This window comes from Dactylosporangium sp. CS-047395 (assembly GCF_050942185.1).
Lineage (GTDB): Bacteria > Actinomycetota > Actinomycetes > Mycobacteriales > Micromonosporaceae > Dactylosporangium.
On record NZ_CP192015.1, the window covers coordinates 3,419,213 to 3,445,830 of the forward strand.

The 26,618-nt window shown below is 72.7% G+C and carries 22 protein-coding genes; 13 read left to right on the forward strand and 9 right to left on the reverse strand.

What is annotated here, in order from left to right:
- Positions 1-11 precede the first annotated feature (11 nt).
- Entirely contained in the window at positions 12-728 is a 717-nt protein-coding gene (locus ACQP00_RS16040; RefSeq protein WP_433219739.1) for an SGNH/GDSL hydrolase family protein, read from the reverse strand.
- 129 nt (positions 729-857) lie between these two features.
- Between ACQP00_RS16040 and ACQP00_RS16045 the strand changes: the two genes are divergently transcribed.
- On the forward strand, positions 858-3,713 hold the full coding sequence (locus ACQP00_RS16045) for an Hsp70 family protein (RefSeq protein ID WP_433219741.1): 2,856 nt from the start codon (positions 858-860) through the stop codon (positions 3,711-3,713).
- 36 nt (positions 3,714-3,749) lie between these two features.
- Here the strand turns inward: ACQP00_RS16045 and ACQP00_RS16050 are convergent, their stop codons facing one another.
- Positions 3,750-4,463 (reverse strand): DinB family protein, encoded by a 714-nt coding sequence (locus ACQP00_RS16050; protein WP_433219743.1) that lies wholly within the window; start codon positions 4,461-4,463, stop codon positions 3,750-3,752.
- 72 nt (positions 4,464-4,535) lie between these two features.
- Between ACQP00_RS16050 and ACQP00_RS16055 the strand changes: the two genes are divergently transcribed.
- On the forward strand, positions 4,536-5,525 hold the full coding sequence (locus ACQP00_RS16055; protein WP_433223869.1) for a S66 family peptidase: 990 nt from the start codon (positions 4,536-4,538) through the stop codon (positions 5,523-5,525).
- Here the strand turns inward: ACQP00_RS16055 and ACQP00_RS16060 are convergent.
- The gene (locus ACQP00_RS16060; protein WP_433219745.1) at positions 5,519-6,505 is read right to left on the reverse strand and encodes a HEAT repeat domain-containing protein; all 987 of its coding nucleotides are present in this window, start codon (positions 6,503-6,505) and stop codon (positions 5,519-5,521) included. The two genes, ACQP00_RS16055 and ACQP00_RS16060, sit on opposite strands and share 7 nt — an antisense overlap.
- Before the next feature lie 41 nt (positions 6,506-6,546).
- A complete protein-coding gene (locus ACQP00_RS16065; RefSeq protein WP_433219747.1) occupies positions 6,547-7,182 on the reverse strand; it encodes a HEAT repeat domain-containing protein in 636 nt (211 codons plus the stop codon).
- Between the two features lie 99 nt (positions 7,183-7,281).
- On the opposite strand from ACQP00_RS16065, the gene ACQP00_RS16070 reads away from it, so the two are divergent.
- The 4 genes from ACQP00_RS16070 (at position 7,282) to ACQP00_RS16085 (ending at position 12,992) form a co-directional block, all read left to right on the forward strand.
- On the forward strand, positions 7,282-8,604 hold the full coding sequence (locus tag ACQP00_RS16070) for an acyltransferase family protein (protein ID WP_433219749.1): 1,323 nt from the start codon (positions 7,282-7,284) through the stop codon (positions 8,602-8,604).
- 304 nt (positions 8,605-8,908) lie between these two features.
- Positions 8,909-9,547, forward strand: a complete 639-nt coding sequence (locus ACQP00_RS16075; RefSeq protein ID WP_433219751.1) for a hypothetical protein — start codon at positions 8,909-8,911, stop codon at positions 9,545-9,547.
- Positions 9,544-10,635 (forward strand): type III PLP-dependent enzyme, encoded by a 1,092-nt coding sequence (locus ACQP00_RS16080; RefSeq protein WP_433219753.1) that lies wholly within the window; start codon positions 9,544-9,546, stop codon positions 10,633-10,635. The genes ACQP00_RS16075 and ACQP00_RS16080 overlap by 4 nt, the downstream gene beginning before the upstream one ends.
- Complete coding sequence (locus ACQP00_RS16085) at positions 10,635-12,992, forward strand: putative bifunctional diguanylate cyclase/phosphodiesterase (RefSeq protein ID WP_433219755.1); 2,358 nt, start codon at positions 10,635-10,637, stop codon at positions 12,990-12,992. Before ACQP00_RS16080 ends, ACQP00_RS16085 begins: the two co-directional genes overlap by 1 nt.
- An 18-nt stretch (positions 12,993-13,010) precedes the next feature.
- On the opposite strand, the gene ACQP00_RS16090 is transcribed toward ACQP00_RS16085, so the two are convergent.
- On the reverse strand, positions 13,011-14,288 hold the full coding sequence (locus ACQP00_RS16090; protein WP_433223871.1) for a multidrug effflux MFS transporter: 1,278 nt from the start codon (positions 14,286-14,288) through the stop codon (positions 13,011-13,013).
- Positions 14,289-14,388: 100 nt separating this feature from the next.
- Here ACQP00_RS16090 and ACQP00_RS16095 point away from each other — a divergent pair, with 100 nt between their 5' ends.
- On the forward strand, positions 14,389-14,880 hold the full coding sequence (locus ACQP00_RS16095) for a nucleoside deaminase (protein ID WP_433219757.1): 492 nt from the start codon (positions 14,389-14,391) through the stop codon (positions 14,878-14,880).
- On the opposite strand, the gene ACQP00_RS16100 is transcribed toward ACQP00_RS16095, so the two are convergent.
- A complete protein-coding gene (locus tag ACQP00_RS16100) occupies positions 14,881-15,885 on the reverse strand; it encodes an NAD(P)-dependent alcohol dehydrogenase (RefSeq protein ID WP_433219758.1) in 1,005 nt (334 codons plus the stop codon).
- 248 nt (positions 15,886-16,133) lie between these two features.
- The gene (locus ACQP00_RS16105) at positions 16,134-17,258 is read right to left on the reverse strand and encodes a sensor histidine kinase (protein ID WP_433219760.1); all 1,125 of its coding nucleotides are present in this window, start codon (positions 17,256-17,258) and stop codon (positions 16,134-16,136) included.
- 159 nt (positions 17,259-17,417) lie between these two features.
- Between ACQP00_RS16105 and ACQP00_RS16110 the strand changes: the two genes are divergently transcribed.
- Positions 17,418-20,831 (forward strand): Hsp70 family protein, encoded by a 3,414-nt coding sequence (locus ACQP00_RS16110; RefSeq protein WP_433219762.1) that lies wholly within the window; start codon positions 17,418-17,420, stop codon positions 20,829-20,831.
- Between the two features lie 40 nt (positions 20,832-20,871).
- A complete protein-coding gene (locus tag ACQP00_RS16115) occupies positions 20,872-21,837 on the forward strand; it encodes a LacI family DNA-binding transcriptional regulator (protein ID WP_433219764.1) in 966 nt (321 codons plus the stop codon).
- Between the two features lie 7 nt (positions 21,838-21,844).
- Here the strand turns inward: ACQP00_RS16115 and ACQP00_RS16120 are convergent, their stop codons facing one another.
- Together ACQP00_RS16120 and ACQP00_RS16125 are read right to left on the reverse strand one after the other, a co-directional pair.
- Positions 21,845-22,063, reverse strand: coding sequence for a hypothetical protein (locus ACQP00_RS16120; RefSeq protein ID WP_433219766.1), 219 nt, complete (start codon positions 22,061-22,063; stop codon positions 21,845-21,847).
- 113 nt (positions 22,064-22,176) lie between these two features.
- A complete protein-coding gene (locus ACQP00_RS16125; RefSeq protein ID WP_433219768.1) occupies positions 22,177-22,974 on the reverse strand; it encodes an alpha/beta hydrolase fold domain-containing protein in 798 nt (265 codons plus the stop codon).
- A gap of 89 nt (positions 22,975-23,063) precedes the next feature.
- Here ACQP00_RS16125 and ACQP00_RS16130 point away from each other — a divergent pair, with 89 nt between their 5' ends.
- The 4 genes from ACQP00_RS16130 (at position 23,064) to ACQP00_RS16145 (ending at position 26,565) form a co-directional block, all read left to right on the forward strand.
- Positions 23,064-23,549, forward strand: a complete 486-nt coding sequence (locus ACQP00_RS16130; protein ID WP_433219770.1) for a hypothetical protein — start codon at positions 23,064-23,066, stop codon at positions 23,547-23,549.
- Between the two features lie 36 nt (positions 23,550-23,585).
- A complete protein-coding gene (locus ACQP00_RS16135; protein ID WP_433219772.1) occupies positions 23,586-23,966 on the forward strand; it encodes a hypothetical protein in 381 nt (126 codons plus the stop codon).
- Positions 23,967-23,975: 9 nt separating this feature from the next.
- Positions 23,976-24,674 carry a hypothetical protein gene (locus ACQP00_RS16140; RefSeq protein WP_433219774.1) on the forward strand — a complete coding sequence of 233 codons (699 nt, stop codon included), beginning with the start codon at positions 23,976-23,978 and terminating at the stop codon, positions 24,672-24,674.
- A 73-nt stretch (positions 24,675-24,747) separates the two neighbouring features.
- Positions 24,748-26,565, forward strand: coding sequence for a hypothetical protein (locus tag ACQP00_RS16145; RefSeq protein WP_433219775.1), 1,818 nt, complete (start codon positions 24,748-24,750; stop codon positions 26,563-26,565).
- Positions 26,566-26,618: the final 53 nt, after the last annotated feature.

Sequence of the window (26,618 nt, forward strand, 5' to 3'; positions counted from 1 at the left end):
CCGGGGATCACTCAGACGAGCAGGGCCAGGGCGTTGGCGATGGCCTGCATGCCGGCCGCGTTGGGGTGGAACGGGGCCGGCCGCCGCAGGCCCGTCACCCACTGGTTGCGCGACCCGAGCGCGTGGCCGGCCCCGAGCTCCGAGGCGCGCAGCAGGTCGGCGCCGGTCCGCGCGGAGGCGCGCGCGAAGGCGTCCGCCAGCTGCTCGCCGATGTGCCGGAAGGCGGCGATCTGCGCGGGATCGAACGGGGTCGCGCGCGTCCAGGCGGTCTCGGGGCCGAGCAGCGGCAGGTAGTCCACGAGCACGACCCGGCACCGCGGTGCGCGCTCGCGGGCCGTCATCACCACTCGGGCGAGGCCGGCCGCGACGCGTTCGAGGTCCGCCTCCCGCACGGGCGGCACGGCGTTGCGGGCGAGCCGGCGCCCGAGGAGCCGGGTCGGCCAGTGGGCGCGGAGCCGGCCGCTGATCGCGGTGCGGATCAGGCCGCCGACGTAGCCGAGATCATTGCCACCGGCCGTGATCGTGACCAGGTCGGCGTCGGCCGGGACCCGGTCGGCGAGGAGCGTGCCGGTGGTGGCCCCGGAGACCGACAGATCGGTCACCCGGGCGCCGAGACGGTCCCCGAGCAGGCGGGCATAGTTGCGGCCCGATCGACCCGTACGCCGGTCGAGCACCGGCTCGATCCCCGGGCCGGCCGCGAACGAACTGCCCAACGCCACGATGTGCATTCGAGCAAGGGTGCCAGACCGCGGCGCGTCCCGCCCGAAACGCATCGGTGGGAGTCGCTGGGGTGACCGGTCGGTGAACATCGCGGTCGCCGGCGTGGAGGCTTGCGTGCGGCGCCTACTGTGTCCGGCGTGACCGGGCTTCGGTTGGGTATCGACTTCGGCACATCCAACACCGCGGCGGTGCTGCGACTCGCCGACGGTACAACTCGATCGCTCGTCTTCGACGGCTCCGAGCTGCTGCCCTCGGCCGTCTGCCGGGCGGTCGACGGGACGCTGCTCGTCGGGCGGGACGCGATCCGGGCCGCCCGCACCGATCCGAGCGCGTTCGAACCGCATCCGAAACGGTGCATCGACGACGGTACCGTGGTGCTCGGCGGCCACGAGGTGCCGGTCACGGCCGTGATCGGGGCCGTGCTGCGCCGCGTGTTCGACGAGGCGGCGCGGGTCGCCGGTGAGCGGCCCGCGCGGGTGACCATCGCCTGCCCGGCCGGGTGGGGGCCGCGCCGGCGCGGGGTGCTGCTCGAGGCGGCCGGCGAGGCCGGGATGCACCGGGCCGAGCTCGTCGCCGAGCCGATCGCGGCCGCCCGCGCACACGGTGGGCTGCGCGCCGGCGCCGACGGGGAGCCGATCACCAGCGCGGGGCTCGGGCCCGGCGGCACCGCGCTGATCTACGACCTGGGCGCCGGCACGTTCGACGTGTCCGTGCTGCGCCGCACCGCGAGCGGGTTCGACGTCCTGGCCGAGGCGGGGCTCGACGACGCCGGCGGGCTGGAGGTGGACGCGGCGATCGTGACGTACCTCGGCTCGGTCTACTCCGGCCGCGACGCGCAGACCTGGCGCCGGCTCACCCATCCGCAGTCCAATGAGGACAGACGCGCGGCCCGGCAGCTCTGGGACGACGTGCGCGCCGCGAAGGAGAGCCTCGCGCGCGCCACCGCCACCGTCATCCACGTCCCGCTGTTCGCGGACGACGCACCGTTCGGACGCGAACAACTCGATGCGCTCGCCGCGCCGATTCTCGACCGGACCGTGCACCAGGCGCGCGCGGTGCTGCGCGAGGCGGGCATTCGAGCCGAGGACCTGGATGCCGTACTGCTCGTCGGCGGCGGAAGCCGCCTGTCCCTCGTCGCCACGATGCTGCACCGCCGGCTGGGCCGGACGCCGATCTCGACCGAGCGACCGGAACTCATCGTGGCCGAGGGCGCGACGCTGACACCGGGAGCGACACCGCCGCCGCCGAAGTCCCCAGCGGCAGCGCGGACGCGGCCGGCGACCGGGCCGGGCATCATGCCGAAGCAGCGGCGCCGCTGGCCGGCCGTGCTCGCGGTGCTCGTACTGCTCGGAGCCGGCGCCGTCTACGCGAGCAACGCCTGGCTCGACCGCTGCCTCACCCTGAGCCTCGTCAGCTCGGACGAGAAGGCGCCCGTGCTCACCGAACTCGCCCGGCAGTACCGCGATTCCGGCCGCCGGACGGCGGGCCGCTGCGTCGACATCGGCGTCACCATCGGCAGCTCGCGCATGGTCGCCGACGCGCTCGCGAACGGGGCGTCGTGGGACGGCCGCCCGCGGCCCGACATCTGGTCGCCGTCCTCCAGCGTGTGGACCGAGCGGCTGCGCGCGGCGCGCCCCGCGGTGCTGCCGCCGGGCGAGCTGCCGTCGGTCACGCGCACGCCGGTGGTGATCGGCATGCCGAAGCCGATGGCCGAGGCGCTCGGCTGGCCGCGGGCGAGGATCGGCTGGTCCGATCTCGCCGCACTCGCCGCCGACCCGCGCGGCTGGGGCGCGAAGGGGCACCCCGAGTGGGGGCCGTTCACGCTCGGCAAGACCAATCCGAACACCTCGACGACCGGCCTGCTCTCGTTCGCCTCGACCGCCAAGGCGCTCGGCTCCGCGCCCGAGCGGCTGCGCAGCCTGGAATTGGCGACCGTGCACTACGGCAGCAGTTCGTCCACGTTCACCAAGAACCTGTATCAGGCCGATCAGGTCGGTCGCGGACTCGAATACGTGAGCGCGATCGCGCTGGAGGAGCAGGTCATCTTCCAGTACAACCGCGGAAATCTGCTCGACGGCGGACAACAGGCGGCACCGAAGACGCCATTGGTCGCCATCTACCCGTCCGACGGCACGATCGCGTCCGACGACCCCTATGCCATCCTGCGCGAATCCTGGGTCAGCGCCGATCAGTCCGCCGCCGCCGAGGATTTTCTCCGGTACGTCCACGAGCCCGCCCAGGCCGCCCTGTTCCTCGACCAGGGGTTCCGCGACGTCGAGGACCACGCCGGGAAGTGGCTGCTGGCGGACCCGGGCCTGCAGTCGGAGCCGTCGTTCACCACGGTCGCGCCGCCGGACGCCAAGACCGTCGAGACGCTGCTCGCGCTGTGGAACCAGGTGCGCAAGCCGGCGAGCGTGCTCATCGTCGTCGACGAATCCGGCTCGATGGCGCAGGAGGTCGGCGACTCGGACAAGACCCGGCTGCGGCTGGCCAAGGAGGCGGCCACGCCGGCCGTCGACACCCTCGCCGGGACCGACGAGATCGGGCTGTGGGCGTTCAGCGGGCCGGAGACGAGCGGCGCGGACCCGTGGCGGGAGCTGATGCCGCTGAGCCCGGCCGGCGCGGCGAAGGACAGGTACCGCCAGTCCGTGCAAGTCTTGCGCGCGCATGGCGAGACCGCGCTGTACGCGACGATCCGATCGGCCGTCGCCCGCATGAAGGACGTCCAGAACGATCGGCGCATCTACGCGGTCGTGGTGCTCAGCGACGGCGAGAACCAGTACCCGGCCGACAACGACCTGAACAAGCTCGTGGACGAGCTCGGCAAGGGGAGCCTGGAGAAGCCGGTGCGGGTGTTCACGATCGCGTACGGCTCGGACGCCGACAACGCCGCGCTGGACCGCATCGCGAGCGCGTCGCGGGGCGGCAGCTACGACGCCACGAACGCGCTCGACATCCGCGACGTGTTCAACGACGTGCTGTCCAACTTCTGAGCATCGGCACCGGCACGACGGCGACGACGAACCGCCTCATGAACCGGCGAGCAGGGCGGCGAGGTCGCGCTCGGCGAACTTGCGGTGGTACCACTCCTCGTTGAGCAGCACGAGCAGGCACTCGGACACCGGGAACGCGTGCGCCGGCGGCCAGCCCGGCCCCTCGACCGGCGTGGTCGTCCCGGCGAGCCGCTCGTCGGTGAGCGCCGCGATGAGCGAACCCGCGGTGGCCGCGCGGTCGGCGCGCAGGGCCAGCGCCTCGTCGAGCGTGGGGCGGGCGGTGCGATCACGCGGTACACCCGGCGTGTCCTCCATCTGGTCCCACGGCAGGGACAGCGGGTGCCAGGGTGCGGGGTCGCCGAGGATCGCCCGGTGGACCCAGCATTCGGTGGCGAACGACAGGTGCCGCAGCGTCTCGATGAACGACCACTCGCCGCCGACCGACTCGTGCAGCCGCTCCGGCGGGAGCCGCCGCGCCCGCTCGACGGTCTCGGCCCAGCGCCGCTCCAGCAAATCCCAGGCCTCGCGGAACCCGTCGGCGGTGGTCGGGCGCATCGTGACCCGCTCGGGCTCGCGGCGGTCCAGCTCGGCCTCGATGAGCGGCGCGACCTCGACGCCGTTGATCACCAGGCGGTCGACGTCGCCCTCGATGGTCGCGTCGCGCAGGTCGACATGACGGAAGGTCGCGCCCGTGAGGTCGACCTGGCTGAAGTGCGCGCCGCGCAGATCTCGATTGACGAACTCCGTCATGCCGCCGAGGCTAGCAGCGTGTCCGAGCTGATACTGCCCCCGAAGGCGCGACCGGGTGACCGCATCGCGGTCCTGTCGCCGTCGTTCGCGGCGGCCGGTGCGTTTCCGGCCGTGCACGAACAGGCGATGCGCCGGTTGCACGGGGTGACCGGCCTGATGCCGGTGGAGTTCCCGACGACGCGGCAGGTCGGCGCGTCCGCGCGGGCACGCGCCGACGACCTGAACGCGGCGTTCGCGGATCCGTCCATTCGTGCGATCCTGGCGGTGATCGGCGGCGACGACCAGATCACGGTGGTGCCGCACCTCGACCCCGACCTGGCCCGCGCCGATCCGAAGCCGTTCCTGGGCACCAGCGACAACACGAACCTGCACCAGTGGCTCTGGGCCCACGGCATCGCGAGTTTCTACGGCGGCTCCAGCCAGGTCCACCTCGGCCCGGGGCCGGCCGTCGACGACGTGCACGAGCGCTCGCTGCGCGCGGCGCTGCTCACCGGCGGCCGGCTGGAGGTCACCGATCCCGGCGAGTCCGAGGACATCGGGCAGCGCTGGGACGACCCGCGGGCGCTGACGGAGTACGGCGAGCGCGAGCCGACCGAACCGTGGAGCTGGCACGGCCCGGCGCGCACGGTCACCGGCCGCACCTGGGGCGGCTGCGTCGAGGTGCTCGAGTGGGTGCTCACCGCCGGCCGGTTCCCGTTCGCACCGGACGTCCTCGACGGCGGGGTGATGCTGCTGGAGACGTCGGAGGAGCTGCTCCCGGCGCGCAATGTCGCCTGGATCGTGCGCGCGCTGGGGGAGCGGGGCCTGCTGGGTGCCGTTTCCGCGGTACTGCTGGCGCGCCCACCGGTCTCGGACTTCACCAGCCGGCCGGGCCCGGACGAGCGGGCGCGGCTGCGGGCGGAGCAGCGCGACGCGGTCGTGGCGGAGGTGGCCCGCTACAACCCGGACGCCGTCGTGTGCGCCGGCGTCCCGTTCGGCCACACCCGTCCACAGTGGATCCTTCCGCACGGCGGCACGATGACCGTCGACGGCGTCGCCCGGCGCGTCCACGCCGACTATTGAGCCCGAAGCCCGCGGATGTACTGCGCGGTGACGGCGACGCCCCGGTCCCCGTCACCGGACAGCTCATCGAGCGCGCGGTCGGCCGTGGCGCCCGGGATGCCGGCGAGTGACTGGGTCAGGCGGCGGCGGGCGCCGGAGTCGGTGACGTGCGCGAGGCGGTGCACGAGCTCGCCCGCGATGGCCTCCGCCTGCGCGGGATCGCTCGCCACCGCGCTCAGGGCGTCGGCCGCCTCGACGTCGTTGGCCTCGTCGACGACCATCTCGATGAGCGTGCCGACGGTGGCGGGGACGCCGCGCGCGCCGAGGGCGAGGGCGGCGCGGCGGCGGACCGCGCGGTCGGCGTGGGTGAGGGCGCCTTCGAGCAGTACCGTGGCGGCGTCTTCGGAAATCTCGGCGATGGCCTGGACCGCGCGCTCGCGCACCTCGGGCGACGGCGACGCGAGCCCCTCGGCCAGCAGCGCCAGGCCGGCGTCGCCGGAACGCGCGAGGGCCCACTGCAGCGCGCCGGCCACGTTCGGCTCCGACTCGTGCAGCGCGGCCTCGACCAGGGCCGCCACCGGCACCTCGGCGGAGAGCGCGGCGCGTTGCCGGCGGCCGGCGCTCTCCGAGCCCAGCGCCTGCAGCAGCGCGACGACCTGCAGCACGTCCTCCCAGCCGCTCGGCTCGGCGGCGTCGATGCGCTGCAGCCGGGTGAGCAGTTCGGTCTCCCGCGCGATGCGCTCGCGCGTCCGGCGGATCAGGTCGTCGACGAGCGCCGCCGGTGCGAACGCGGGATCGTCGAGGGCCCGTTTGACATCGCGCAGCGACAGCCCGAGCGTGCGCAGGCTCTCGATGTGGAAGATGCGGCGGATGTCGTCCTCGGAGTACTCGCGGTAGCCCGCACCACTACGGCCCGTCGGCCGCACCAGGCCGAGCGAGTCGTAGTGGCGGAGCATGCGCGCACTGACCCCGGAGCGCCGCGCCACATCACCGATCAACACGAGCTCGTCACGCCTCCTGGTCGGTCAGTGCTCCCGGTTGGTCAGTGCTCCTGGTTGGTTGGCCCGAGCGCGTAGACGCGCTTCGCGGCCTCGACGCCGAGCTCGAACGCGGCTTCCGGGTCGCGCAGCAGGCGCGCGGTGGCCGCCACGTGCCGGCGGACGCCGGGGTCGCGGTGGTTCGCCGCGGTGTCCAGCACCGGTTCGATTGTGTCACCGAGCGCCACCAGCGCGCGGCTCAGGCTCAGGTGCGTCTCCCGGTCGCCCCGGCCGAACTGGGTGGCCAGCACGGCGGCGAGTGCGGAACGCTCGTCCGCGTCATCCTCCGGCGCGAGCGCGACCGCGGTCCGCCAGGCCGTGCGCGCGACCTGGTCGTCGGCGTCGGTGAGCAGCGCGCGGGTGATCGCCGGCCAGGCCGCGCGGTCGCCGATCTTGGACAGCGTGTGCAGGGCCTGACTGCGCGCCTGGGCCCGCTCGTCGCGCAGCTCGGCGATCAGCCGCGGGACGGTGAGGGCCGCCGGGTGCCGGGTGAGCGCCCAGGTGAGCATGTCGCGCACGTAGAAGTCGGGTTCGATCGCGCACCGGGCGATGAGCGGCTCGACGAACCGGTCGTCCGGATGCGTCCCGATCGCCAGCGCCGCCTGCAGCCGCACCGACGAGTTGGTGTGGGAGAGCGTCATGGCCCCAGTCAAGACCTTGTCACAGTGTCAGGGTCAAGCCCTTGCCCGGGCGGGCGGTCCAACTGATGATGTGGCAATGATTCCGCTGAATGCCGCGGCATGAGCGCCGTCGTCCCGGAGTCGGCCGCGCAGCTGGCCGCCGCGACGCCGGACCGTCGGGACCGGTATGTCGATCTGATTCGCGTGGTGTCGATCTGTGCGGTCATTGTCGGGCACTGGCTGCTCGCGATGGTGACGCTGTACGGGGCCGGGGAACTCCCGTTCCGCCTGCCGTTCCAGATCATCACCTGGGTGCTGCAGGTCATGCCGCTGTTCTTCGCGGTCGGCGGATTCGCGCACGCGATGACGCTCGCGTCGCTGCGGCGCAAGGGCGGATCGCTCGGTGATTTCTACCGTTCCCGCACCGCCCGTCTGCTGCCGCCGGTGCTCGTACTGCTCGGCGTGTGGGCGGTCCTGGCCGGCGTGCTGGAGGCCGGCGGCTGGGAGCGCGGACCGGTGGGACTGGCCGTCGATCGCGTGACCACGCCGCTGTGGTTCATCGGGGTGTACCTCATGGTGGTGTTGTTCGCACCGCTCATGGAATTCGCGCACCGCCGGTTCGGCTGGGGCGTGCTCGCGGTGCTCGTCGCGCTCGCGATCGGCTTCGATCTGCTCGAATTCCGATACGGGCAGCTCTGGGCGGGCGTGGTCAATCTCGTCGTCATCTGGTTGGCCATTCACCAACTGGGATTCTTCTGGTCCGACGGCGTCCTGACCCGCGGCTGGATGCCCGCCGCCTGCGCGGTCGCCGGCATCGGGGTGGCAGTGACCGTGACCTATGGCGCGCATTGGTATCCGGTGCTCATGGTCGGCCTTCCGGGCAGCCCGGCGTCGAACATGGCCCCGCCGAACATGGCGTTGTTCGCCTATGCGATCGGGCAGCTCGGCCTCGTCCTGCTGGTGCGCGCGCCGGCCGAGCGCTGGCTGCGCCGGGCGCGGGTGTGGCTGAGCGTGGTGTACGGCAACGGCGTGGTGATGACCCTGTTCTGCTGGCACCTGTCGGCCGTGTTCGTCGTGCAGGGCGTGCTGCTGCTGATCGGCGGGAAACCGCCGGCCGCCGGCACCGGTGGATGGTGGGCCATCCTGCCGCTGTGGATTGTCGCGTGCGCGATGCCGCTGGCCGGGCTCGTCGCGCTGTTCCGCCGGGCCGAGCGCATTCCCGGGCCGCCCGCCGGGGGAGGGGGCGCGGTGGTCGCGGCGCTCGGGGTGGTGCTCTGCGGGGTCGGCATCTTCGTGGTGTCGCAGGTCGGCTTCGACGGGCTGTTCCTCGGCCGGCCGGAAGAGGTCAACGGCGTGACGCCGGCGGCGTGGATGGGCGTCGCCGGACTGCTCGCCGGGCTCGTGCTCTTGCGAATCGGCGGTGGCCGCACGGCGCACGGTTAAATCGCCCTTAACAATGTTCGGGCAATTACGGGAGCCGGAATCGGGCCCCGTTCGGACCGCGTGTCCCGGCCGAACGTCCGACTTGCGCGCGGGGTCCGCGCGGCTGAACAGCGTCTATGTCTCGAACATGAGACTCTTTCGCCGGAGCTCCCCGCGGCCCGGTCGAAAACTACGGAAAGTCAGGACCGGCATCGTTTTGTAGATATCGAACTCCCGTGATAGCTTTCCCCGCGGCAATGAGGCAGGCAATCCAACCCTGGGCGCGGTCGCGTGTGGGGCCGGCTCGAACGGGGCGAGCAAAGGGATGGCGACCGAAGTCATTGGGCTGCGCCGACGATGGCGCCAAAAATTGATCGTGTGGGCCCGCCGTTATGTCCCGGCGGAAATTGCTGGCACCGTCTGTGCATTTATCGGCACCGCTGTCATTTATGGGCTGTTCACCGATCGCGTGCTGGCCGCGGTGGCCGGCACGGTGGGCGAGATCGTCGGATTCTACGGGCTGATCGCGACCGTCGAATGGCGCCGGGAACGCGCCCGCGGCTATGGTCTGCGGCGCACCACGACCTCGACCGCGCGGCTGCTGCTGGCCGAATTCGGGGTGATCGAGGTGCTCGACTCGACAATCCTGCGGCCCTTTTTCATGTACCTCGGGCCCGGCCTCACCGGCGGCATGGGCTCCGGCACGCTGCTGGGCAAGCTCATGGCCGACGTCGCCTTCTACGGCGTGGCGATCGTCAGCTACGAGCTGATCCGCCGCCGGCGCAAAGAACGGGCCGGCGCCGAGGAGGACACCGTCGAGCTGACCAGGCGGGTGGAGGACGAGATCACCCAGCCGATCCCGCTCCAGCCGGGCGCGGCCCGCATTCCCGCGCAACGCAAGGCCGGACCGCGGGCCAAGGCGCGCAAGGGCCTGCCGGGCCGGACCGTGCGGAGCTCCGCGTGAGCGCGCCGCGGCTCGTCATGGACCTGGCCCGGGTCGGCGCGGCGTACCGGAACCTGCGCGCGGCCCTGCCGGACGTGGCCGTGCACTACGCGATGAAGTGCAACCCGCACCCGCGCGTGATCGCGCACCTGGCCGGCCTCGGGTGCGGCTTCGAGATCGCCTCGGCGGCCGAGCTCGAGCAGCTGCTCGCCATCGGGGTGCCCGCGGGCGAGGTGCTGTTCAGCAATCCGGTCAAGCCCGAGACGCACATCGCGCGCGCGTTCGCGGCGGGCGTGCACCGGTTCGCCTTCGACTCCGTCGACGAGCTGCACAAGCTGCGCCGGTCCGCCCCCGGCGCCTCGGTGTACGTGCGGCTGGCGGTGCCCGACCTGCACAGCGAGGTACCGAGTGAGGGGAAGTTCGGGGTCGACCTCGGCAGCGCCGCCCAGCTGCTGCTGACCGCCCGCGACCTGGGGCTCGACCCGCACGGCGTGACCTTCCACGTCGGCTCGCAGATGATGCACCCGCGCGCGTGGGCGCAGCCGCTGGACCTGGTGGCCGAGCTGATGGACAAGCTGCTCGCCGAGGACGTCCGGCTGCGGCTGGTGGACCTGGGGGGCGGCTTTCCGGCGCGGTACCAGGGAGAACCGCCACCGCTGCGGGACTATGCGGCGGTCATCGACGCCGGCCTGGCCGCGTTGCCGTATGCCGTGCACCCGGTCATCGAGCCCGGGCGCGCGCTGGTCGCCGAGGCCGGCACGCTCATCGCGAACGTCATCGGGGTCGCCGACCGGATGGGCAAGCGCTGGGTGCACCTGGACGTCGGCGCGTTCAACGCGCTGATGGAGAGCCTGGAGACCGGCAACCAGCTGCGCTTCCCGGTCCGCGACGAGTTCGGCGGCCCGCGGTTGCGGCGCTGCCAGCTGACCGGGCCGACCTGCGACAGCCAGGACACGATCCTCTTCGATGTCGACCTGTCGGAGGGGCTGGCTACGGGCGATCGCGTGCACCTCGGCAGCGCCGGGGCGTACACGACCGTCTACGCATCGAGCTTCAACGGCTTCGAGCCGCCGGTAGTGGACATCGTCGAACAAGCGGGGGAACTCTGATGACACGCAGCCATGCGGCCGAGCCCGCCGTCGAGGTGGACGCCGACCTGGCGATTCTCGGTTCGCCGGTGTACCGCGGGGTGAAGACGGTCGTCGCCAGTCTGGGCGTCGTCTACGCGCTCAGCACCCTGTTCCCGATGGGCGGCGAGCGCCCGGCCCTGCTGGACACCTGGTTCTACTCGGCCGTGCTCATCGCCACGTCGCTGCTGGCCCTGGCCCGGCCCGTCCTCGTCCGGCGCAACCGGCTGGCCTGGTCGTTCGTCGGCGGCGGGGTCGCGTCCTGGGCCGCCGGCGACATCTACTGGCAGGCCAGCTTCACTGACGTCGACGCGAACGCGATCCCGATCCCGTCCCTGGCGGACGTGTTCTACGTGGGGCTGTACCCGCTCGCGTACATCGGCTTCATCCTGCTCGCCCGCGCCTCGGTCCGCCGCCTGCCCGCCTCCGTCTGGCTGGACGGGGTGGTCACCTCGCTCGCGGCCGGCGCGGCGTTCTCCGCGTTCACGCTCAACAGCCTGCTCGACGGCAACGCGGGCAAGCCGTTCGCGGCGACCGTGACGAGCCTGTCGTACCCGATCGGCGACCTGATCCTGATGGTCGTCGCGGTCGCGGCGCTGGCGATGGTCCGGTGGCGCAACGACCCGGTCTGGTGGATGGCGGGCCTCGGCGCGGCCGCGTTCACGGTGGCCGACACCGCCTACCTGTTCGGCCTCGCGGACAACTCCTACACCGACGGGAGCTGGGTCGACGGGACCTGGATGATCGGGCTGACCATGATGGCCCTGGCCGGTTCCGTGTACCGCCGCCGCGCAATCGACGAGGTGCGCGGGTTCGCCGCCCTGCTCGTGCCGATCCTGTTCTCGTTGTGCGCGCTCGTGGTGCTCATCGTGGGCACGTTCGTGCACCTGCACCCGTTCACGATCGTGATGGCCAGCGCGTGCCTGCTGGCCGCCGGTGCGCGCACGGCGCTCACCTTCGAGCAGACCCGGGAGCTCACCCGCACCCGGCGCGAGGCGGCCACGGACGAGCTGAGCGGCCTGGGCAACCGGCGCGTGCTCGACTCGGCGCTGCCCAGCATGCTCGAGGAACTGCCGCCGGGCGCGGTCCTGCCGCTCACCATCGTCGCCGTCGATCATTTGCACGAGATGAACCGCATCCTCGGGTACACCGCGGGGGACATGATCCTCAACACCGTGGGCAACCGGCTGCAGCAGGCGTTGCCGGCGGAGGCGGTCGCGGTGCGGCTCGGCGGGGCCGAGATCGCCATCCTGCGCACGGTGTCCGCGGGCACCGCCGACAGCATCGCGCGCGACACCGAGCTGCTGCTGCGCAGCCTCGCCGCGCCGGTCCCGGCCGGTCCGGTGCCGGTGCAGATCGAGCTCAGCGCCGGGGTCGCGTTCGCCCCGATGCACGCCACGAACTCGGCCGAGCTCATCCGGTGCGCGGCCGACGCCCTGCACGAGGCCAAGTCGGCCCGCTCCGAGGTGGAGATCTACGACCCCGGGCACCGGGGCGACGTCGGCTCGCACCTGCTGCCGGACCTGCTCCGGGCGGTCGAGCAGGAGCAGTTCTTCGTGTACTACCAGCCGAAGGTCGACCTGAGCACGCGCCGCCCGGTCGCGCTGGAGGCCCTGCTGCGCTGGCGGCACCCGGTCCACGGCTGGATCGAGCCGGAGGTGCTGCAGCGCCTGGCCGTGCAGGTCGGCCTGACCCGCCAGCTCACCCGCTTCCTGCTGCGCTCCGCGCTCGAGAGCTGCGCGGGCTGGCGGCGGCAGGGCTTCGAGCTGGGCGTGGCGGCCGACGTGTCCGCCGCGGACGTGCTCGACTCCCGGCTGCCCTACGACGTCGCGAAGATGGTCAACAAGCTCATCGTGCCGCCCTCGGCCCTCACCCTGGAGATCGCCGAGGACGTCATGCTCATCGACGCCCGCCGCACGGAGACCGCCCTCGGGCAGTTCCGCCATTTCGGTGTACGGCTCGCGCTCGACCACTACGGCCGCTCGGCACCCTCGCTCGCGCGGTTGCGCAGCATGCCCGTCGACGAGCTGAAGCTGGACCCGGCGTTCGCGGCGCCGATGGTGAACAGCCCGCAGGACGCCGTGGTCATCCGCTCGACGGTCGAACTCGCGCGCTCGCTCGGCATCACGGTCGTCGCCGAGGGGGTCGACTCGCGCGAGATGGTGGACGCGGTGACCCTGTCCGGCTGCGCCGGGGTGCAGGGCGTGCTGCCGGGCGAGCCGATGAGCGTCGAGGCGTTGCGCACCTGGCTGAGCTCCCTCGGGCCGGCCCCCGAGCAGCGGATGCCGGGGCAGCGGCGGCCCGAGGAGCCGACCTACAGCGGGCGGGTCATGCGCTAGCGCTCAGTGCGCTACCCGTCAGTGCGCTACCGCCACCGGTTCGAGGCTTTCCACGGGAAGGTGCTGCGGCCGTACGACCAGCCACAGCACCAGGGCCGCCGAGGTCATGCCGCCGAAGACCACGATCGCCATCGCCTCGGCGCCGATGCCGAGCACGCCGACGAGCGGGGCGGCCAGCGCGCCGACGCCGAACTGGACCGCACCGAGCAGCGCGGCGGCGGTACCGGCGGCCTCACCGTGCCGGGACAGCGCCAGCGCCGGGGCGTTGGGCATGGCCAGGCCGACCATCGCGAGCACCGTCCACAGCGGGATGACCACGCCGAGCAGCCCGCCCGTGTCGGTGGCGGCCAGCACGAGCAGCACCGCACCGGCCACGACCCCGGCGACGAGCGCGGTGGTCAGGATGCGCTGCGGCGACCACCAGCGCAGCAGCCGCACGTTGAGCTGGGTCGCCCCGATCAGGCCGACCGCGCCGCCGGCGAAGACGAACGCGAACTGCTGCTCGCTCATGTGGTACTCGTCCTGGAACACGAAGCTCGAACCGCTCACGTACGCGATGAGGGCACCCATGGCGAGGCCGGCGACGAGGATGAGCCCGACGTACACGCGGTCGGCGAACAGGCGGCCGTAGTCGCGCAGGGTGCCCGCCACGCCGCCGGAGCGCCGGCGCTCCGCGGGGAGCGTCTCGGGCAGCGCGAGGGCCGTGGCGGCGAGGATGGCGGCACCGGCCACGGCGAGTACCACGAAAACACCCCGCCACTCGGTCAGCCGCAGCACCAGGCCGCCGATCGTGGGCGCGAGGATCGGGGCGACGCCGACGACGAGCATCAGCCGCGACAGCAGCCGCGCGGCGGCGAGCCCGCGGAACAGGTCGCGCACGACCGCCATGGCCACCACGGACGCCGCGGCGGCCCCGAGCCCCTGCAGCACCCGCAGCGTGCCGAGCACGGCCAGGTTCGGCGCGAACACGCACACCACGGACGCGAGCACGTGCACACCGATCCCGGCCAGCAGCGGCACCCGCCGCCCGAACGCGTCGGACAGCGGCCCGACGATCAGCTGACCGATCGCCAGCCCGGCGAGCGTCCCGGTGAGCGTCAGCTGCACCGCGGCGGCGGTGGCGTGCAGGTCGCTGGTGATCGTCGGCAGCGACGGCAGGTACATGTCGATCGTGAGCGGACCCAGGGCGGTCAGGAAGCCCAGGAGCAGCACCAGGCGGAACCGGCGCCACGGCGGGAACTGCTCACCGGGCGAGGTCCGGGCGTCGGATCGGGTCGTCGTCAGGGTCTCGGCCACAGCTGATGACAAGCCATGCCGCCTCCGGCCTCTTCCCCTGTACCGCGAAAGGTAACGCCCGTCACTCTAGCGGCCGGTAGGGTTCGGGCGGGAGGCCTTCATGACATCCGTGACGTCAGGCTCGATCACTCCGGCGGACGAGGCCCACCTGGAGCGGGCGGTGGTCCTGGCCTGGGAGGCCCGCGACCGCGGCGACCACCCGTTCGGGGCGGTACTGGTGACCGCGGACGGCACGGTGCTCGAGGCGCTCAACAGCGTCGTCACCGGGGCCGACCCGACCGGCCACGCCGAGACCAACCTGGTCCGCCTGGCCGGCCGGCTGGACCGGGCGGTGCTCGCGGGCAGCACCCTCTTCACGAGCACCGAGCCGTGCGCGATGTGCTCCGGCGCGATCTACTGGTCCGGCATCGGCCGCGTCGTGTTCGCCCTCTCCGAGCAGGAACTGGCCCGGATGGTCGCCGAGGAGGAGGGCATCCCGCCGCTGAGCCTGCCCGCCTTCGAGGTGTTCGCCCGCGGCGGCCGCCCGATCAGGCTCGACGGCCCGGTGCCCCTCCCGAGCGCCGTCGCCGTGCACCAGGGCTTCTGGACCTGATCAGACGGTGATGACGACCTTCGCGCGGGCGTGGTCGATCTCCAGGTAGCGGATGGCGTCGGCCGCCTTCTCCAGCGGGAACGTCCGGTCGACGGCCGGGGTGATGTCGCCGGCTTCGAGGTGGTGGCGCAGGGTGGCCAGCGCCTCCGGGCTCGGCGGCACGTTGGTGAGCGGGATGACGCGCTTGTCGCCGAACCGCGCGGCCAGCTGGGCGCGGATGACCAGCGCCATGGGGCCGAAGACGGTCGGGCGGCCGCCGCCGGAGACGCCGCCTCCGCCCAGGACCAGGCGACCGCCGGGCCGCACGGCGCGCAGCAGCTCGGACAGGGCGTGGTTGCCGACGAGGTCCAGGACGACGTCGTACCGCTCGCCGGACCGCGTGAAGTCGTCCCGTTTGTAGTCGATGACGTCATCCGCGCCCAGCTCGGTGACCAGCCCGAGGTTCCGCGTGCTGCACACTCCGGTGACGGACGCGCCAAAAGCCTTTCCCAGTTGTACCGCGAACGTGCCCACCCCGCCGGACGCGCCGTTGACGAGGATCGTCTCGCCCGGCCGGAGCTTGGCGAAGTCGCGCAGGGCGGTCAGGGCCGTGGTGCCGGCGAGGGGTACCGCCGCCGCCTGTTCGAAGGTGAGCCCTTCCGGCTTGCGCTCCAGGAAGCCGAGCGGCACCGCCACGAGCTCGGCGAACGTGCCGTCGGCCTCGCGCAGGTCGCCGTACACCTCGTCGCCCGGCTCGAAGTCCGTCACGCCGGCCCCGACCGCCTCGACGACACCGGCGAAGTCGCTGCCGCGCACCGCGCGTCTGGGCCCGCGCGGGCCGAAGTTGGCCGGCATCATGAGCCGGGCCAGGTAGGGGTCGCCGCGCATGACGTGCCAGTCGCGCGCGTTGACCGCCGCCGCGCGCACCCGCACCAGCACCTCACCCGCGCCGGCCACGGGCGGGTCGAGGTCGATGAGCCGCAGCTCCTCCGCGGAGCCGTACCGCTGCTGAACGATCGCCTTCATGCCATCGATGCTCGGCGTTCGCGGGATCGCCTTCATCGGAACATGGGCCGCGATTTTTCCGTACTTTCGGCGGAACCAGGTACGACCGGCCGGCTCAGGCCCTGCCGATCATGCCCGCCTGCACCAGGCCCAGATTCCAACGCCAAGGCCGGCCCGGCCGCTACGCCGGTCGACCCGGCCAAGGCGGCCTGCGCACGCAGCCGGAATCTGGACTCCGTCTCGGCTCGACACGATCGGCAGGACAGGGTCTAGGCGCGGGGGAGGACGGCAGTGACCGTCCAGCCGCGGATCGGGCCCGGGCCGGCTTCGCAGGTGCCCCCGACCAGGCCGGCGCGTTCCCTCATCCCGACGAGGCCGAAGCCGCCGGCATGCGAGGTGCGGGCCGGGGCGGTCTCGCCGTCGTCGGTGACCCGGAGGCGCACCGCGGCGTCGTCGGCCACCACGCGCACCTCGATGCGGGTGGCGTTGCGGGCGTGCCGGCGGGCGTTCGTGACCGACTCCTGGGCCAGCCGGAACAGGGCCGTGCCGATCGGGGCCGGCAGGTCCGCCACGTCGCCGCGGATGTCCACGTCGACCGACGGGCCCACGCGGTGCGGCGCGGCCAGGTTGTGCAGGTCGGACAGGCCCGGCGTCGGCGCCAGCTCGGCCGGTTCGTCGGTGCGCAGCACGCGCACGATGCCGCGCATCTCGGCCAGCGCGCGGGTCGCCTCGGACTCGATGAGGCGCAGGGCGTCGGTGGCGGCGTCCGGGTTGAACGGGGCGGTGGCCAGGCCGGCCTGGGCGCGGATGATCATCGCCGACACGTGGTGGGCGACCGTGTCGTGCAGGTCGCGCGCGAGGCGTTCCCGTTCGAGCAGTTTCACCTGGTCGAACTCGCGGTTGCGGGCGCGCACGCGGTAGCGCACGGCGGCACCCAGCGCGGTCACCGCGAACAGCACACCGACGCCGCCGATGGTGTCGTTCGGCCCCGAATGGCCCAGCAGCAGCGAGAACGCCAGCTTGGCGACGATGATGCCCGCGCCCAGGATCGTCTGGCGGCCGGAGCCCCAGCGGGACAGGGCGTATCCGAGGAACAGGACGAACACGAACGCGTTCAGGCCCAGGTCGAGCCCGGTCGCCAGCGGGGCCAGGCCGCACGCGCCGAACGCCAGGCCGACGGCGAGCAGCGGCCGGGTGCGCCGGATCAGCAGCGTCGGGATGACGAGGAGCGCGACGATCCCCGCGTACCAGCGGTAGGGCAGCCCCGGCCGCAGCATGACCTCGAGCACGACCACGAGCGCGAAACCGCCGACGAGCACCCAGTCCCGCCACACCCGCCTGGGGGCGTCGGCCGGGCCGGGCTCGTCCCAGAACGAGCGCAGTCGAGCCAGCATCACCCCCATGGTATGGGCGGTGCGGCCGGGACGGATCCGACCAAAGTACGAGGCGATTTGTCCGGCCGAAGCACCGCCGTCCGGTTGTCGCGCAACGTACGCATCCGTCCTCGCCGTTCTGTGGCCTTTGACCGACTTTGTTCGTATTAACTGGTAGGCGTGGGGGGCTACCACCTGGGGATCGACTTCGGCACCGCCCGCACCTCCGCGGTGCTGGTCCGGCCGGACGGACGGCGCGAGCTGCTGCTGCTCGAGCCGTCCGCGGTGTGCCTGGACAACGCGCCCCACTTCGTCGCCGGGCCGGCGGCGTGCGCGGCGGGGGAGGCGAGCCCGGACCGCTTCGAGCCGCACCCGCGCCGCACGATCGACAAGGGCTCCGTCGTCCTCGGCGGCGTCGAGTGCCCGGTGCGCAGCCTGTTCGCCGCCGTTTTCACCCATATCGCGTCGGTCGCACGCAAGACGATCGGCGGACCGGTGTCGAGCGTCGCGATCACGCATCCCGCGCACTGGCACCGGCCGCAGACGCAGGTGCTCGAAAAAGCGGCGGCACTCGTCGGATTACGTCCTCTCCGTCTGGTACCCGAACCCGCCGCCGCCGCGCTGCACGCCGACGAGCAGGGGGTGCTGGCGCTGCCGGACGGTACCGCGGCGGTAGTTCTGGATCTTGGGGCGGGCTCGGTCGACGCCTCCGTCGTGCAGCGGACGGGTCGCTCGGTGAGCGTGCTGTCCTCGGCGAGCATCCCCGAGGCCGGCGGCCTGGCCCTGGACGCCGCGATCCTGACGCATCTGGGCAGCACGTTCGCGCGGCGCAAGGTGTGGCGCTGGAACCCCGACCGCACACTGCTCGACGGCGCGCGCGCCGGCCGCGAGGAGCTGACCACCGCGAAGTCGACCACGATCCCGGTGCCGTGGTCGGCCTCGGGCATGTCGCTGACCCGCACCGAGTTCGAGAACCTCGCCCGCCCGGCGCTCGAACGCGCGGTCCACACGGTCGCCTCGCTCGTCGCCGGGGTCGCCGTGCCGGAGTTGCAGGGCGTGCTCCTGACCGGCGGCCTGGCGCGCACGCCCCTCGTCACCGAGCTGCTGATCGACATTCTGGGCGTTCTGCCGGTACTCCTCGACGGCCCGACCCTCGCCGAGGGTGCCCTGCTCGCGGAGCCTTCACCGGTGCCCCGCCGCCCCCGCCCGCCCGTCGCTGAACGCCCGGTGTCCGCGGCGCCGACGTCCCCGGCCGGCCCTCGTGTGGACCCGAACGAGTTGTGGGCCGCCCTGCAACAACAGCCCTCCGCGTCCGCAGCCGGTGCTCGTGTGGATGCGAACGAGCTGTGGGCGGCGCTGCAACAACAGCCCTCCACGTCCGCGTCCGCGTCTGCGGCCGGTGCTCGTGTGGATGCGAACGAGCTGTTGGCGGCACGGCAGCAACGGTCCTCTGCGGCGACGTCCGCGGCGGGTGCTCGTGTGGATGCGAACGAGCTGCGGGCCGCGCTGCAACAACAGTCACCCGACGCCGCGCGCTCGGTGTCGCCGGCGCAATTCCGCACCGTCGATCCGGCCGCGGCCGGTCCGACGTGGGCCGCCTCGGCCTCGGCGGGCGCGCAGGCGGCGGCGTCCTGGGCCGCTGAAGCCGCGCAGGGTACTTCTTCCACGGACACGGGCGACCACACGACTTCGGCCGCTTCGGCCGCTTCGGTCGCGGATGGATCGCGGGCCGGTTCGGCGATAGCGGAGGATCCGTGGGCTGCGCTGCGGCGGGAGAGCGCGGGGGAGGCCAGGCCGTCCGCTCCGTGGCGCACCGGATCGGCCGCGGCGTCCGCTCCAGCTTCGGGGGCGGCTGGTTCGGGGGCGGCTGGTTCGGGGGCGGCTGGTTCGGGTGCGGCTGGTTCGGCGTCGATCGGTACGCGGCGGTCGGGTCGGGTGCTCTACGACGCCCGCGCGGCGGCTGCTCCAGCTCCGGTTGCGCCGCCTCCCGTTGCGGCGCCTCCCGTTGCGGCGCCTCCCGTTGCGGCGCCGCCGGTTGCGCCGGGGCCTGCGGTTGCCACCGTCCAGCCGGCGCCGGTGCGGCCGAAGCAGCTGGAACCGTGGGAGATCCGGGCCGAACTGTGGGCGCTGGAGCAGGACAAGCCGTGGCGGTTCGAGAAGGAACTGAAGGCCATCCGGTCCGAGTGCCGGGCGGCCGAGATCGAGTCGCGGGCCCTCCGCGCCGATCTGGTGTCGATCGCCAACGAGGTGATGCGGCTCCGCAGCGAGATGGATCTGGCCGAGACCGACCTCGACGCGGCCGGCGCCGGGCTGCGTTCGGCCGGCGCGGAGATGGAGGTGTTCGAGGCCGAACTCGACCTCGTGGCGACCAGGTTCCGTGCGCTGCATGCATACGAACAGCCCGAACCCGCGGTCGAACCGGCCGTCTCGATCCCGTCGGACCCAGAGCCCGAACCCGTCGCCGCCGCCGTTTCCGAACCCGAACCCGAATCCATCACCGCCGTCGTCGAGCCCGAGCCGGAGTCTGAGCCGGAGCCCATCGCCGTCGTCGTTGAGCCCGAATTCGAGTCCGAACCAGAGCCGGTTGCCGAGGTTGCCGAGGTTGTCGAGGCGGAGTCCGAAGCCGAAGTTGAGGCCGAAGACATCGAGTTCGAGCCCGAGCCGGTGGAAGTCGAAGTCGAAGTGGACGTTCAGCCCGAATTGGTTGACGTGCATTTCGGGGACGGGCGGGAAGGGGAGGCGGCACAGGCGGAACAAGAGGAGCAGGATTTTGTTCCTTGGGTGCCCGTCTCCGGCAGTGCGGCGGTCGAGGACTCCGATTTGCTCGCCACCCTGCGCGCCATCAGCGATCCGCAGGCGGAGTCGGATGTCGATGTCGATATCGAGGCGTTTCTTGCCCAATTGCGCGCGAAGGGGCACGAGGAACCGCCGGTTGAGGAGGCCGAGCCCGCCGCCGCGGCGGTGAGTGAGGACAGTCGGGCCGGCACGGCGACGCGGGTCGAGGCCGAGCCGGACGCCGAGGACTTCGGGGCGCTTGTCCGGGTTGTGCGGCGGTATATGCAATCCGCGCGCAAAGGCACGCTCGCCGATCCGCTGGAAGACGGCGCCAATGCGGATTCGGAGGCTGAGCCGCCGTTGTCCGATGTGGCCGTCTCGCCGGCGCCGCGGTTTCCGGCGCCGAAGCTCACGCTGGCCGATCGCTCGCGCAAGGAGGCCCGGGCGCGCGATGCTCGGTGGTGGCGGGAGCGGAGCCGGCCCAAGGCGAAACCGGACCCGCGGCCGCGGGCGCATCGGCGCAGGCGGTTGAGTCCGCCGGTCAGTGCCGCGCTCACGTTGTTCGTCGCCTTGGTGGCGCTCGGCTCGGGAACGGTCGTCGCGCTGAAGATGACCGGGTCGCTGCCGGAGCGGCAGTTCGAAGTCGGTGAGTGCGTGGCGCAGACGGCGGATCGCGCGACCGTGGTGGACTGCGATGCGCGCGGGGCGTTCGAAATCACCAAGCAGATCCCGAAGGCCGAGCGGTGCCCGGAGGTGAATCAGCCGTTCGTCATCAAGGACGGCGCGCAGTTCTGTTTGGTTCCGGTCACTCGGCGCTGATGGTCTTGCCCGCGCCGGGCGCCGAGACTACGGTCCGGCAATGGCAGTCACGATCGCGGATGTGGCCAGGCACGCCGGGGTGTCGCGGAGCACCGTGTCGTACGTGCTCAGCGGCAATCGCTCGATTTCTGCCGAGACGATCGCGCGGGTCGAGGCGAGCATCGCCGAGCTGCAGTTCCGGCCGCATGCCGGGGCGCGTTCGATTCGCACGAAACGGACCGGCGTCATCGCCATGGCGCTGCCGCTCATGCACGGGCCGCACAACGAGGTCCAGATGCCGTACGTGTGGGCCGCGCTCAACGCCGCTCAGGACGCGGGGCTCAAGCTGCTGATGCTCACCGACGATGACGGTACGAGTGCGATTCGTGACGCGGTGGGCAGTGCGCTGGTGGACGGGGTCATCCTGATGGAGGTACAGCAGCAGGATCCCCGCGCGAATCTGCTCACGTCGCTCAAGTGCCCCGCGGTGCTCGTCGGCACCCCGGACGATCCCGACGGGCTGCCGTACGTCGACTTCGACTTCGTCGCCTGCGGCCGGATGTCCGCGGAGCACCTGCTCGAACGCGGCCATACGCGGATCGGGTTCCTGGGGCAGCACCCGGAGACGTACCGCCGCGGCGTCGCCTATGCCGCCCATGCGCGCGACGGTGCCCTCGACGCGCTGCGGGACGGCGGTGCCCGTGCGACCTGGACGCCGTGTGTGACGTCCGCGCAGGGTGTGGCCGATGCGCTCGACGGGCTGCGCGCCCAGGATCCCGGCATCACGGCCATGGTCGTCTACAACGAGTGGGCGCTGCCGCTCGTGGTCGACCGCGTCGCCGATGGGATCGACATCGTCGCGATCTGTCCGGACGACGCCGTCGACCGGCTCGCGCGTCCGATCACGTCCGTGTCGCTGCCGGTCGAGGAGCTGGCCCGCACCGCGGTCCAACGCCTCGCCGGCCTGCTCCACAACGAGGCCCAGCCATCCGTGACGATGCTCGCCCCGCGACTGAAAACCCGCTGATACCCGCTTAGGGGACCGTCCGCTCGATCGCCGCCGGCCCGAGCTCGTCGAGCTCCTGCTGTGCCTTGCGCACGTTGCCCGGCGTCGGGTCGTGCCCTTCCGCGGCGGCCAGGTCCTCCGCCGTCCATTCCTGGTCCGCCCCGGTACGGGCAGTGCGGTTGCCGGACGCGTCCACCGTGCGCGCCGCGGCGGGGGTCCCCGAGATGATCGGTGTGTTGTCGTCCATAGTCACGGTGTACCCGGCCAGGCGGCATCTAAGCCCGGCCGGCCCGGCACGGCACGGCGGCCGGCAGACAGCGCGGTGGCCGGGACCCCGCGGTCGCACGGCCACATCCGGGTTCAGCGCCGGCCGAACACGTCGTCGAGGAAGTCGGCGCCGGCCTCGGTGAGCGTGCCGACCTCGACGGACGCGCCGACGAACACGTGCCCCGCGCCCTCCACGGGCAGGACGTCGCAGCGGACGCCCTCGGCGCGCAGGGCCTCGGCGAATGCGACGGCCTCGGAGAACGGCACGATGTCGTCCTCGGTGCCCTGGACGAGCAGGAACGGCGGCGCGTCCGCGCGAAGGTTGAACAGCGGGCTGGCCAGGCGTGCGACGGAGGCGCGTTCGCGCAGGGGGCCGCCGAAGAGGACGGCCAGGTTCGTGAACGGGTCGTCCGGGTCGCGCAGGTGGGTGAGGTCGGCCGGGCCGTACCAGAGGATGGCGGCCTGGATCGCGGTGTCGCCGGTGCCGGTGAGCGCGGCGATCGCGGCGAGCTGTCCGCCGGCGGACTCGCCGAGCACCGCGAGGCGCTCGGAGTCGATGCGCAGCGCCGTCGCGTGGTGGCGCAGCCAGCGGACGGCCGCCTCGATGTCGGCCTGCTGGGCCGGGTACGTGGCCTCGGACGCGAGCCGGTAGTCGACATCGGCGACGGCGTACCCGCGGGCGAGCATGCGCTCGTGGAACCGCTGATCGACCGTCCAGATGCGACTGCCGGTCATCCAGCCGCCGCCGTGCACCCACAGCACGACCGGGAACGGCCCGTCGCCGGGCGGGACGTGCAGGTCGAGCAGCAGCGGCCGGAACCCGGGCGGCGTCGACACGACACAGTTGGCATGGGTGAGCGTGGTGCGTACCGCGGGGATCGGCTGGAACATCGGGACATCCTCGCATGCGGTGCGGGGTACCGTTGGTCGCGAGACGTGGAGATTTGTCCTGTGACCACACTCCGCTTTGGGGGTCACCGATGAGTTTGCTCACGACTTCAGCGGCGTCCATCCACCAGCTCGGCGCGGCCGCGGCGCTCGTCGGCGGTCCGCAGCGGGGCAAGGGGCTGTGGGGCAGGTTCGACCTCGCGGCGAATGCGATGCTGGCCGGCGGCTGGGTGATCGAGCAGCACACGCTGCGGACACAACGCCATCTGGACCGGCCAACGGACGACGCGGTGCGGCTGAAGGACTTCGCCGTGGCCGGGTCCGCGCTCACGAACCTGGCCGGGATCGCCGCCGGGCAGCTCGTCGAGCGGGCGTTTCCGCAGGGGGTACCGCTGGACGACGACGGCAACCTCGCACCGGAGGCGTCGGCGCGCGGCCGGATGTACTACCGCTGGTTCACGGCCCTGCGCACGCTCAACCGCACCTTCGCGGCGGCGGCCATCGGGTTCACGCCGCGCGTGAACTTCAACGTCCTGCGCTCGTACCGGCCCGGAACGGTCTTCCGGCTGTTCACCTGACGAGCCGCTCATCCGACGGAACGGACGGTCATCATCATGACGATCGCGCAGAGCACGGCCGCCTCGATCGGGCGGCTCGGACTGGCCGCGGCGGCGTTCGGCCGGCCGGGCAAGCACGACCTGCTGCTCAACGCGGCCATCGCGACCGGTTGGCTCAGTGAACGGCGCACATTGTACGGTCGGTCGCTCGCCAAGGACGCGAAGATCATGGTCACGGCGAAGGAGGTGCTCGTGGCCGGCACCGTCCTCACCGGCGCCGCGAACCTGTTGGCCGGAAACGGGCCGCGGCGCGCATCGATGTTGAAGCTGAACCGCATCTTCGCGCTGCTCGGGGTGACCGCTACGCCGTTCATCAACTTCGCGCTGTTCGACTCCTACCACCCGCACCCGGTGCGCAGCTTCCTGTCGCCGTGGTAGGAAGGGGCGATGGCCAACATCGCCACCGTGTTCGTGCGCGTCCAGCCGGTCGACGGGGCCGAGGTGGCGGCCGAGGAGGTGCTCGGGCTGCTCATGGATCCCGGGCGCGGCAGCTACCACGTGCCGGTGTGGCATCGGGCCGGGGTCGTCGACGTGCAGTACGGCGCGCGGTGGTCCGGGGTGTCGGCCGTCGAGCAGATCTGGGACGGGATCGGCGAGCGGCTGCGGTCGGTGTGGGTGCGCTACCTCGACAGCGGCGCCGACTTCGATCGCATCGGCCACCGGACCGCGGGCCTGGCCGGGACCGTCGACTGGCGGATCTGCGAGTACTGGTACGACGAGGTGCGCCTGATCCCGGCCGGCGGTGGCGAACCCTGGCGCGCCGAGGGGCTGTGGCTCCGCCGGGCCGAGAACGACCGTTCGGTCCTCGGCGACGCCCAGCTGGACAGCCCGACCACGCCGGCGTCGGCGTACCCGTGGCGCGACTTCCTCGGCCAGTGGCGCAGCTACGGCGTGGCCGACACGGTGCTCGACGCGATCGGCAGCACCATCGACTCGTTGGAGCGGGCGGAACTGTGGTCGCGGGGCCGCCCGGTCGAGGTCGCCCAGCGGGTCGGGCCGGGCCCGGGCCGAGCCTGGGCGCGGTGGTCGCTCGACGACTGGGACAGCTGCGCCGACGCCGAGTACGTCGAGCACTTCGGCGGCTGACCGGCGGCCCGTTCGTGAGCGGTACGATCGCTGCGCTGTGCATCGATGACGTTCGGTGACCGGGGGTGGCGGCGTGGCCGATCGCGGACCGAGGCGGCTGCGCGCCGGGCTGGTCGCGGGTGGGCTGGCGCTCGCCGTCGCCGCCGTCGGGGTGGTGGCGGTCGTCGGGCTGTTCGGTGACGACGATCGGACGGACGGCACCGATGTCGGTGCGGCGGTGCGGGACATCGCGGGCGCTCGCGGTACAACCGCGGCCTTGACCTTTGGCGATCGCCATGGAGCACTGGTCGATGCCGAGTTCACCGTCACCGCCGACGGGCTCGGGGCCGGTGTGGTGAGCGATCCCGGCGGCGGGCGGGCCGAGGTGCGCACCAACGGGACGCGGACGGTCGTGCGCGCGGATGTCGGCTGGTGGTCGCGGCGCGCGCCCGGGCAGGCGTCGGCGCTCGCCGACCGGTGGATCCTGCCGGAGGACGGGCTCATCCTGCCGATCGACATCACCCGCGCGCTGACGCCCAAGGGCGTGGCCGAATCGGTGCGGTTCGCCGCGGCCGGGCATCCCAAAATCGGCGGTACGGTGCCGTGGCGCGGCAAGGACGCCGACGTCATCGACAATGACGACTGGCTGCTACTCGTCACGCGCGAGGAACCGCGCACCGTGGTGTGGTTCGGCGGCCATCTGACCGGATTCGGGCCGCTGCAACCGGCCGCGCGGCACGGACCCGCGACGGCGGCCGTGCGACCCGCCGTGCTGCGGTTCGGGCCGGCGTACCAGCCGAGCACCGTGCCGCCCTATGTCGGGGTCGCACTGTCCACACCGGACGATGCCGCGCTGGCCGAGGTGCGGGCACAGGTCGGGCAGGTGCTGCCGCCGCCGGACCGGGCCGCGGCCGCCGACGCGCCCGAGCCGCCGGCCGTGCGGGACGCCGTCCGGCTCACCGCGCCGCGGTTCTCGGTGCAGCCCGACGATGGCGGGTGCGCCCGCGGGCAGTGTTCGTGGAGCGTGCGCGTGGTCAACGTGGGGGACGCGCCGTGCGACGTGACGGTGCTCGCCGCCGTCGATCCGGGCCCGGGGCCGCGCACCGTGAAGCTCGGCGTGCTCGCCCCGGGGCAGGCGGCGACCACCCCGGCGATGACGTTCGCCGATCCCGGGCGAACGACGACGACCCATGCGCAGGTGTACTGCCCGTCGCTCGACGGCCTCGACCCCGCACCCCGGCAGCGGCTGGCCGCGCTCGGGCTCGATCCGTCGCAGTCGGGCCGGGTGCGGGAGCTCGACCCGGCGCTGCAGACGATATTGCTCGGTGCGGCCGACGCGATGGTGCGCGGGCGCGGTTCGCTCCCGCCGCAGGACCGGCAGCTGTTCATCGGCGCGCTCGAACTGAGCGTGTCCGGGCAGCTGATACCCGAGGTGCAGGCGATCACCGGGTCCGGGCGGGTGGAGAACCTCGCCGCGCTCGCCGGAATCCTGCGCAACGCGTCCGGGGCGGCGCCCGCCACCGAGCAGCTGGCGTTCCGGCGCGAGCTCGAGTTCGCCGCGAACCTGCTCCGCAACGACGGGGACGTGCGGCTGCGGCTCGACGACCGGTCGCCGGCGCTGGCGGATGTCCGGACGAACACGACGTACCGGCTGGCGGTCGTCACCGGGGAAGGGGTGCTCCCGGCGACGGGGGCCGCCGCGGACCACGAGATCCTGGTCGTCTCCCTCGAACCGACCCGCCCCGAGCACGACCTCGACCGGGCCGGGTTCGTCAGCCTGCTGCGCGGCGCCGCCGGACCGCTCTGCCCGGCCGGCCCGCCCGCCGTGGCCGGGTTGGTGCTGGTCAACCGGCACGGCGAGGAGCGCTGGACCGCCGCCCAGCTGCATGAACTGGACAGCCGCTGTCCCTGACGGCGGAGTTAGGGTAGCCTCATATGCGGAGTCGCGCATATGTGAGGGGCGAG

What these genes read in the sequence shown, in the direction of transcription:
- ACQP00_RS16115 (WP_433219764.1), top strand. Translation starts at nt 20,872, where the DNA reads ATGGCAGTCACGATCGCGGATGTGGCCAGGCACGCCGGGGTGTCGCGG.
- ACQP00_RS16085 (WP_433219755.1), top strand. Translation starts at nt 10,635, where the DNA reads ATGACACGCAGCCATGCGGCCGAGCCCGCCGTCGAGGTGGACGCCGAC.
- ACQP00_RS16070 (WP_433219749.1), top strand. Translation starts at nt 7,282, where the DNA reads ATGAGCGCCGTCGTCCCGGAGTCGGCCGCGCAGCTGGCCGCCGCGACG.
- ACQP00_RS16105 (WP_433219760.1), bottom strand. Translation starts at nt 17,258, where the DNA reads ATGCTGGCTCGACTGCGCTCGTTCTGGGACGAGCCCGGCCCGGCCGAC.
- ACQP00_RS16135 (WP_433219772.1), top strand. Translation starts at nt 23,586, where the DNA reads ATGACGATCGCGCAGAGCACGGCCGCCTCGATCGGGCGGCTCGGACTG.
- ACQP00_RS16120 (WP_433219766.1), bottom strand. Translation starts at nt 22,063, where the DNA reads ATGGACGACAACACACCGATCATCTCGGGGACCCCCGCCGCGGCGCGC.
- ACQP00_RS16095 (WP_433219757.1), top strand. Translation starts at nt 14,389, where the DNA reads ATGACATCCGTGACGTCAGGCTCGATCACTCCGGCGGACGAGGCCCAC.
- ACQP00_RS16130 (WP_433219770.1), top strand. Translation starts at nt 23,064, where the DNA reads ATGAGTTTGCTCACGACTTCAGCGGCGTCCATCCACCAGCTCGGCGCG.
- ACQP00_RS16040 (WP_433219739.1), bottom strand. Translation starts at nt 728, where the DNA reads ATGCACATCGTGGCGTTGGGCAGTTCGTTCGCGGCCGGCCCGGGGATC.
- ACQP00_RS16125 (WP_433219768.1), bottom strand. Translation starts at nt 22,974, where the DNA reads ATGTTCCAGCCGATCCCCGCGGTACGCACCACGCTCACCCATGCCAAC.
- ACQP00_RS16065 (WP_433219747.1), bottom strand. Translation starts at nt 7,182, where the DNA reads ATGACGCTCTCCCACACCAACTCGTCGGTGCGGCTGCAGGCGGCGCTG.
- ACQP00_RS16075 (WP_433219751.1), top strand. Translation starts at nt 8,909, where the DNA reads ATGGCGACCGAAGTCATTGGGCTGCGCCGACGATGGCGCCAAAAATTG.
- ACQP00_RS16050 (WP_433219743.1), bottom strand. Translation starts at nt 4,463, where the DNA reads ATGACGGAGTTCGTCAATCGAGATCTGCGCGGCGCGCACTTCAGCCAG.
- ACQP00_RS16100 (WP_433219758.1), bottom strand. Translation starts at nt 15,885, where the DNA reads ATGAAGGCGATCGTTCAGCAGCGGTACGGCTCCGCGGAGGAGCTGCGG.
- ACQP00_RS16140 (WP_433219774.1), top strand. Translation starts at nt 23,976, where the DNA reads ATGGCCAACATCGCCACCGTGTTCGTGCGCGTCCAGCCGGTCGACGGG.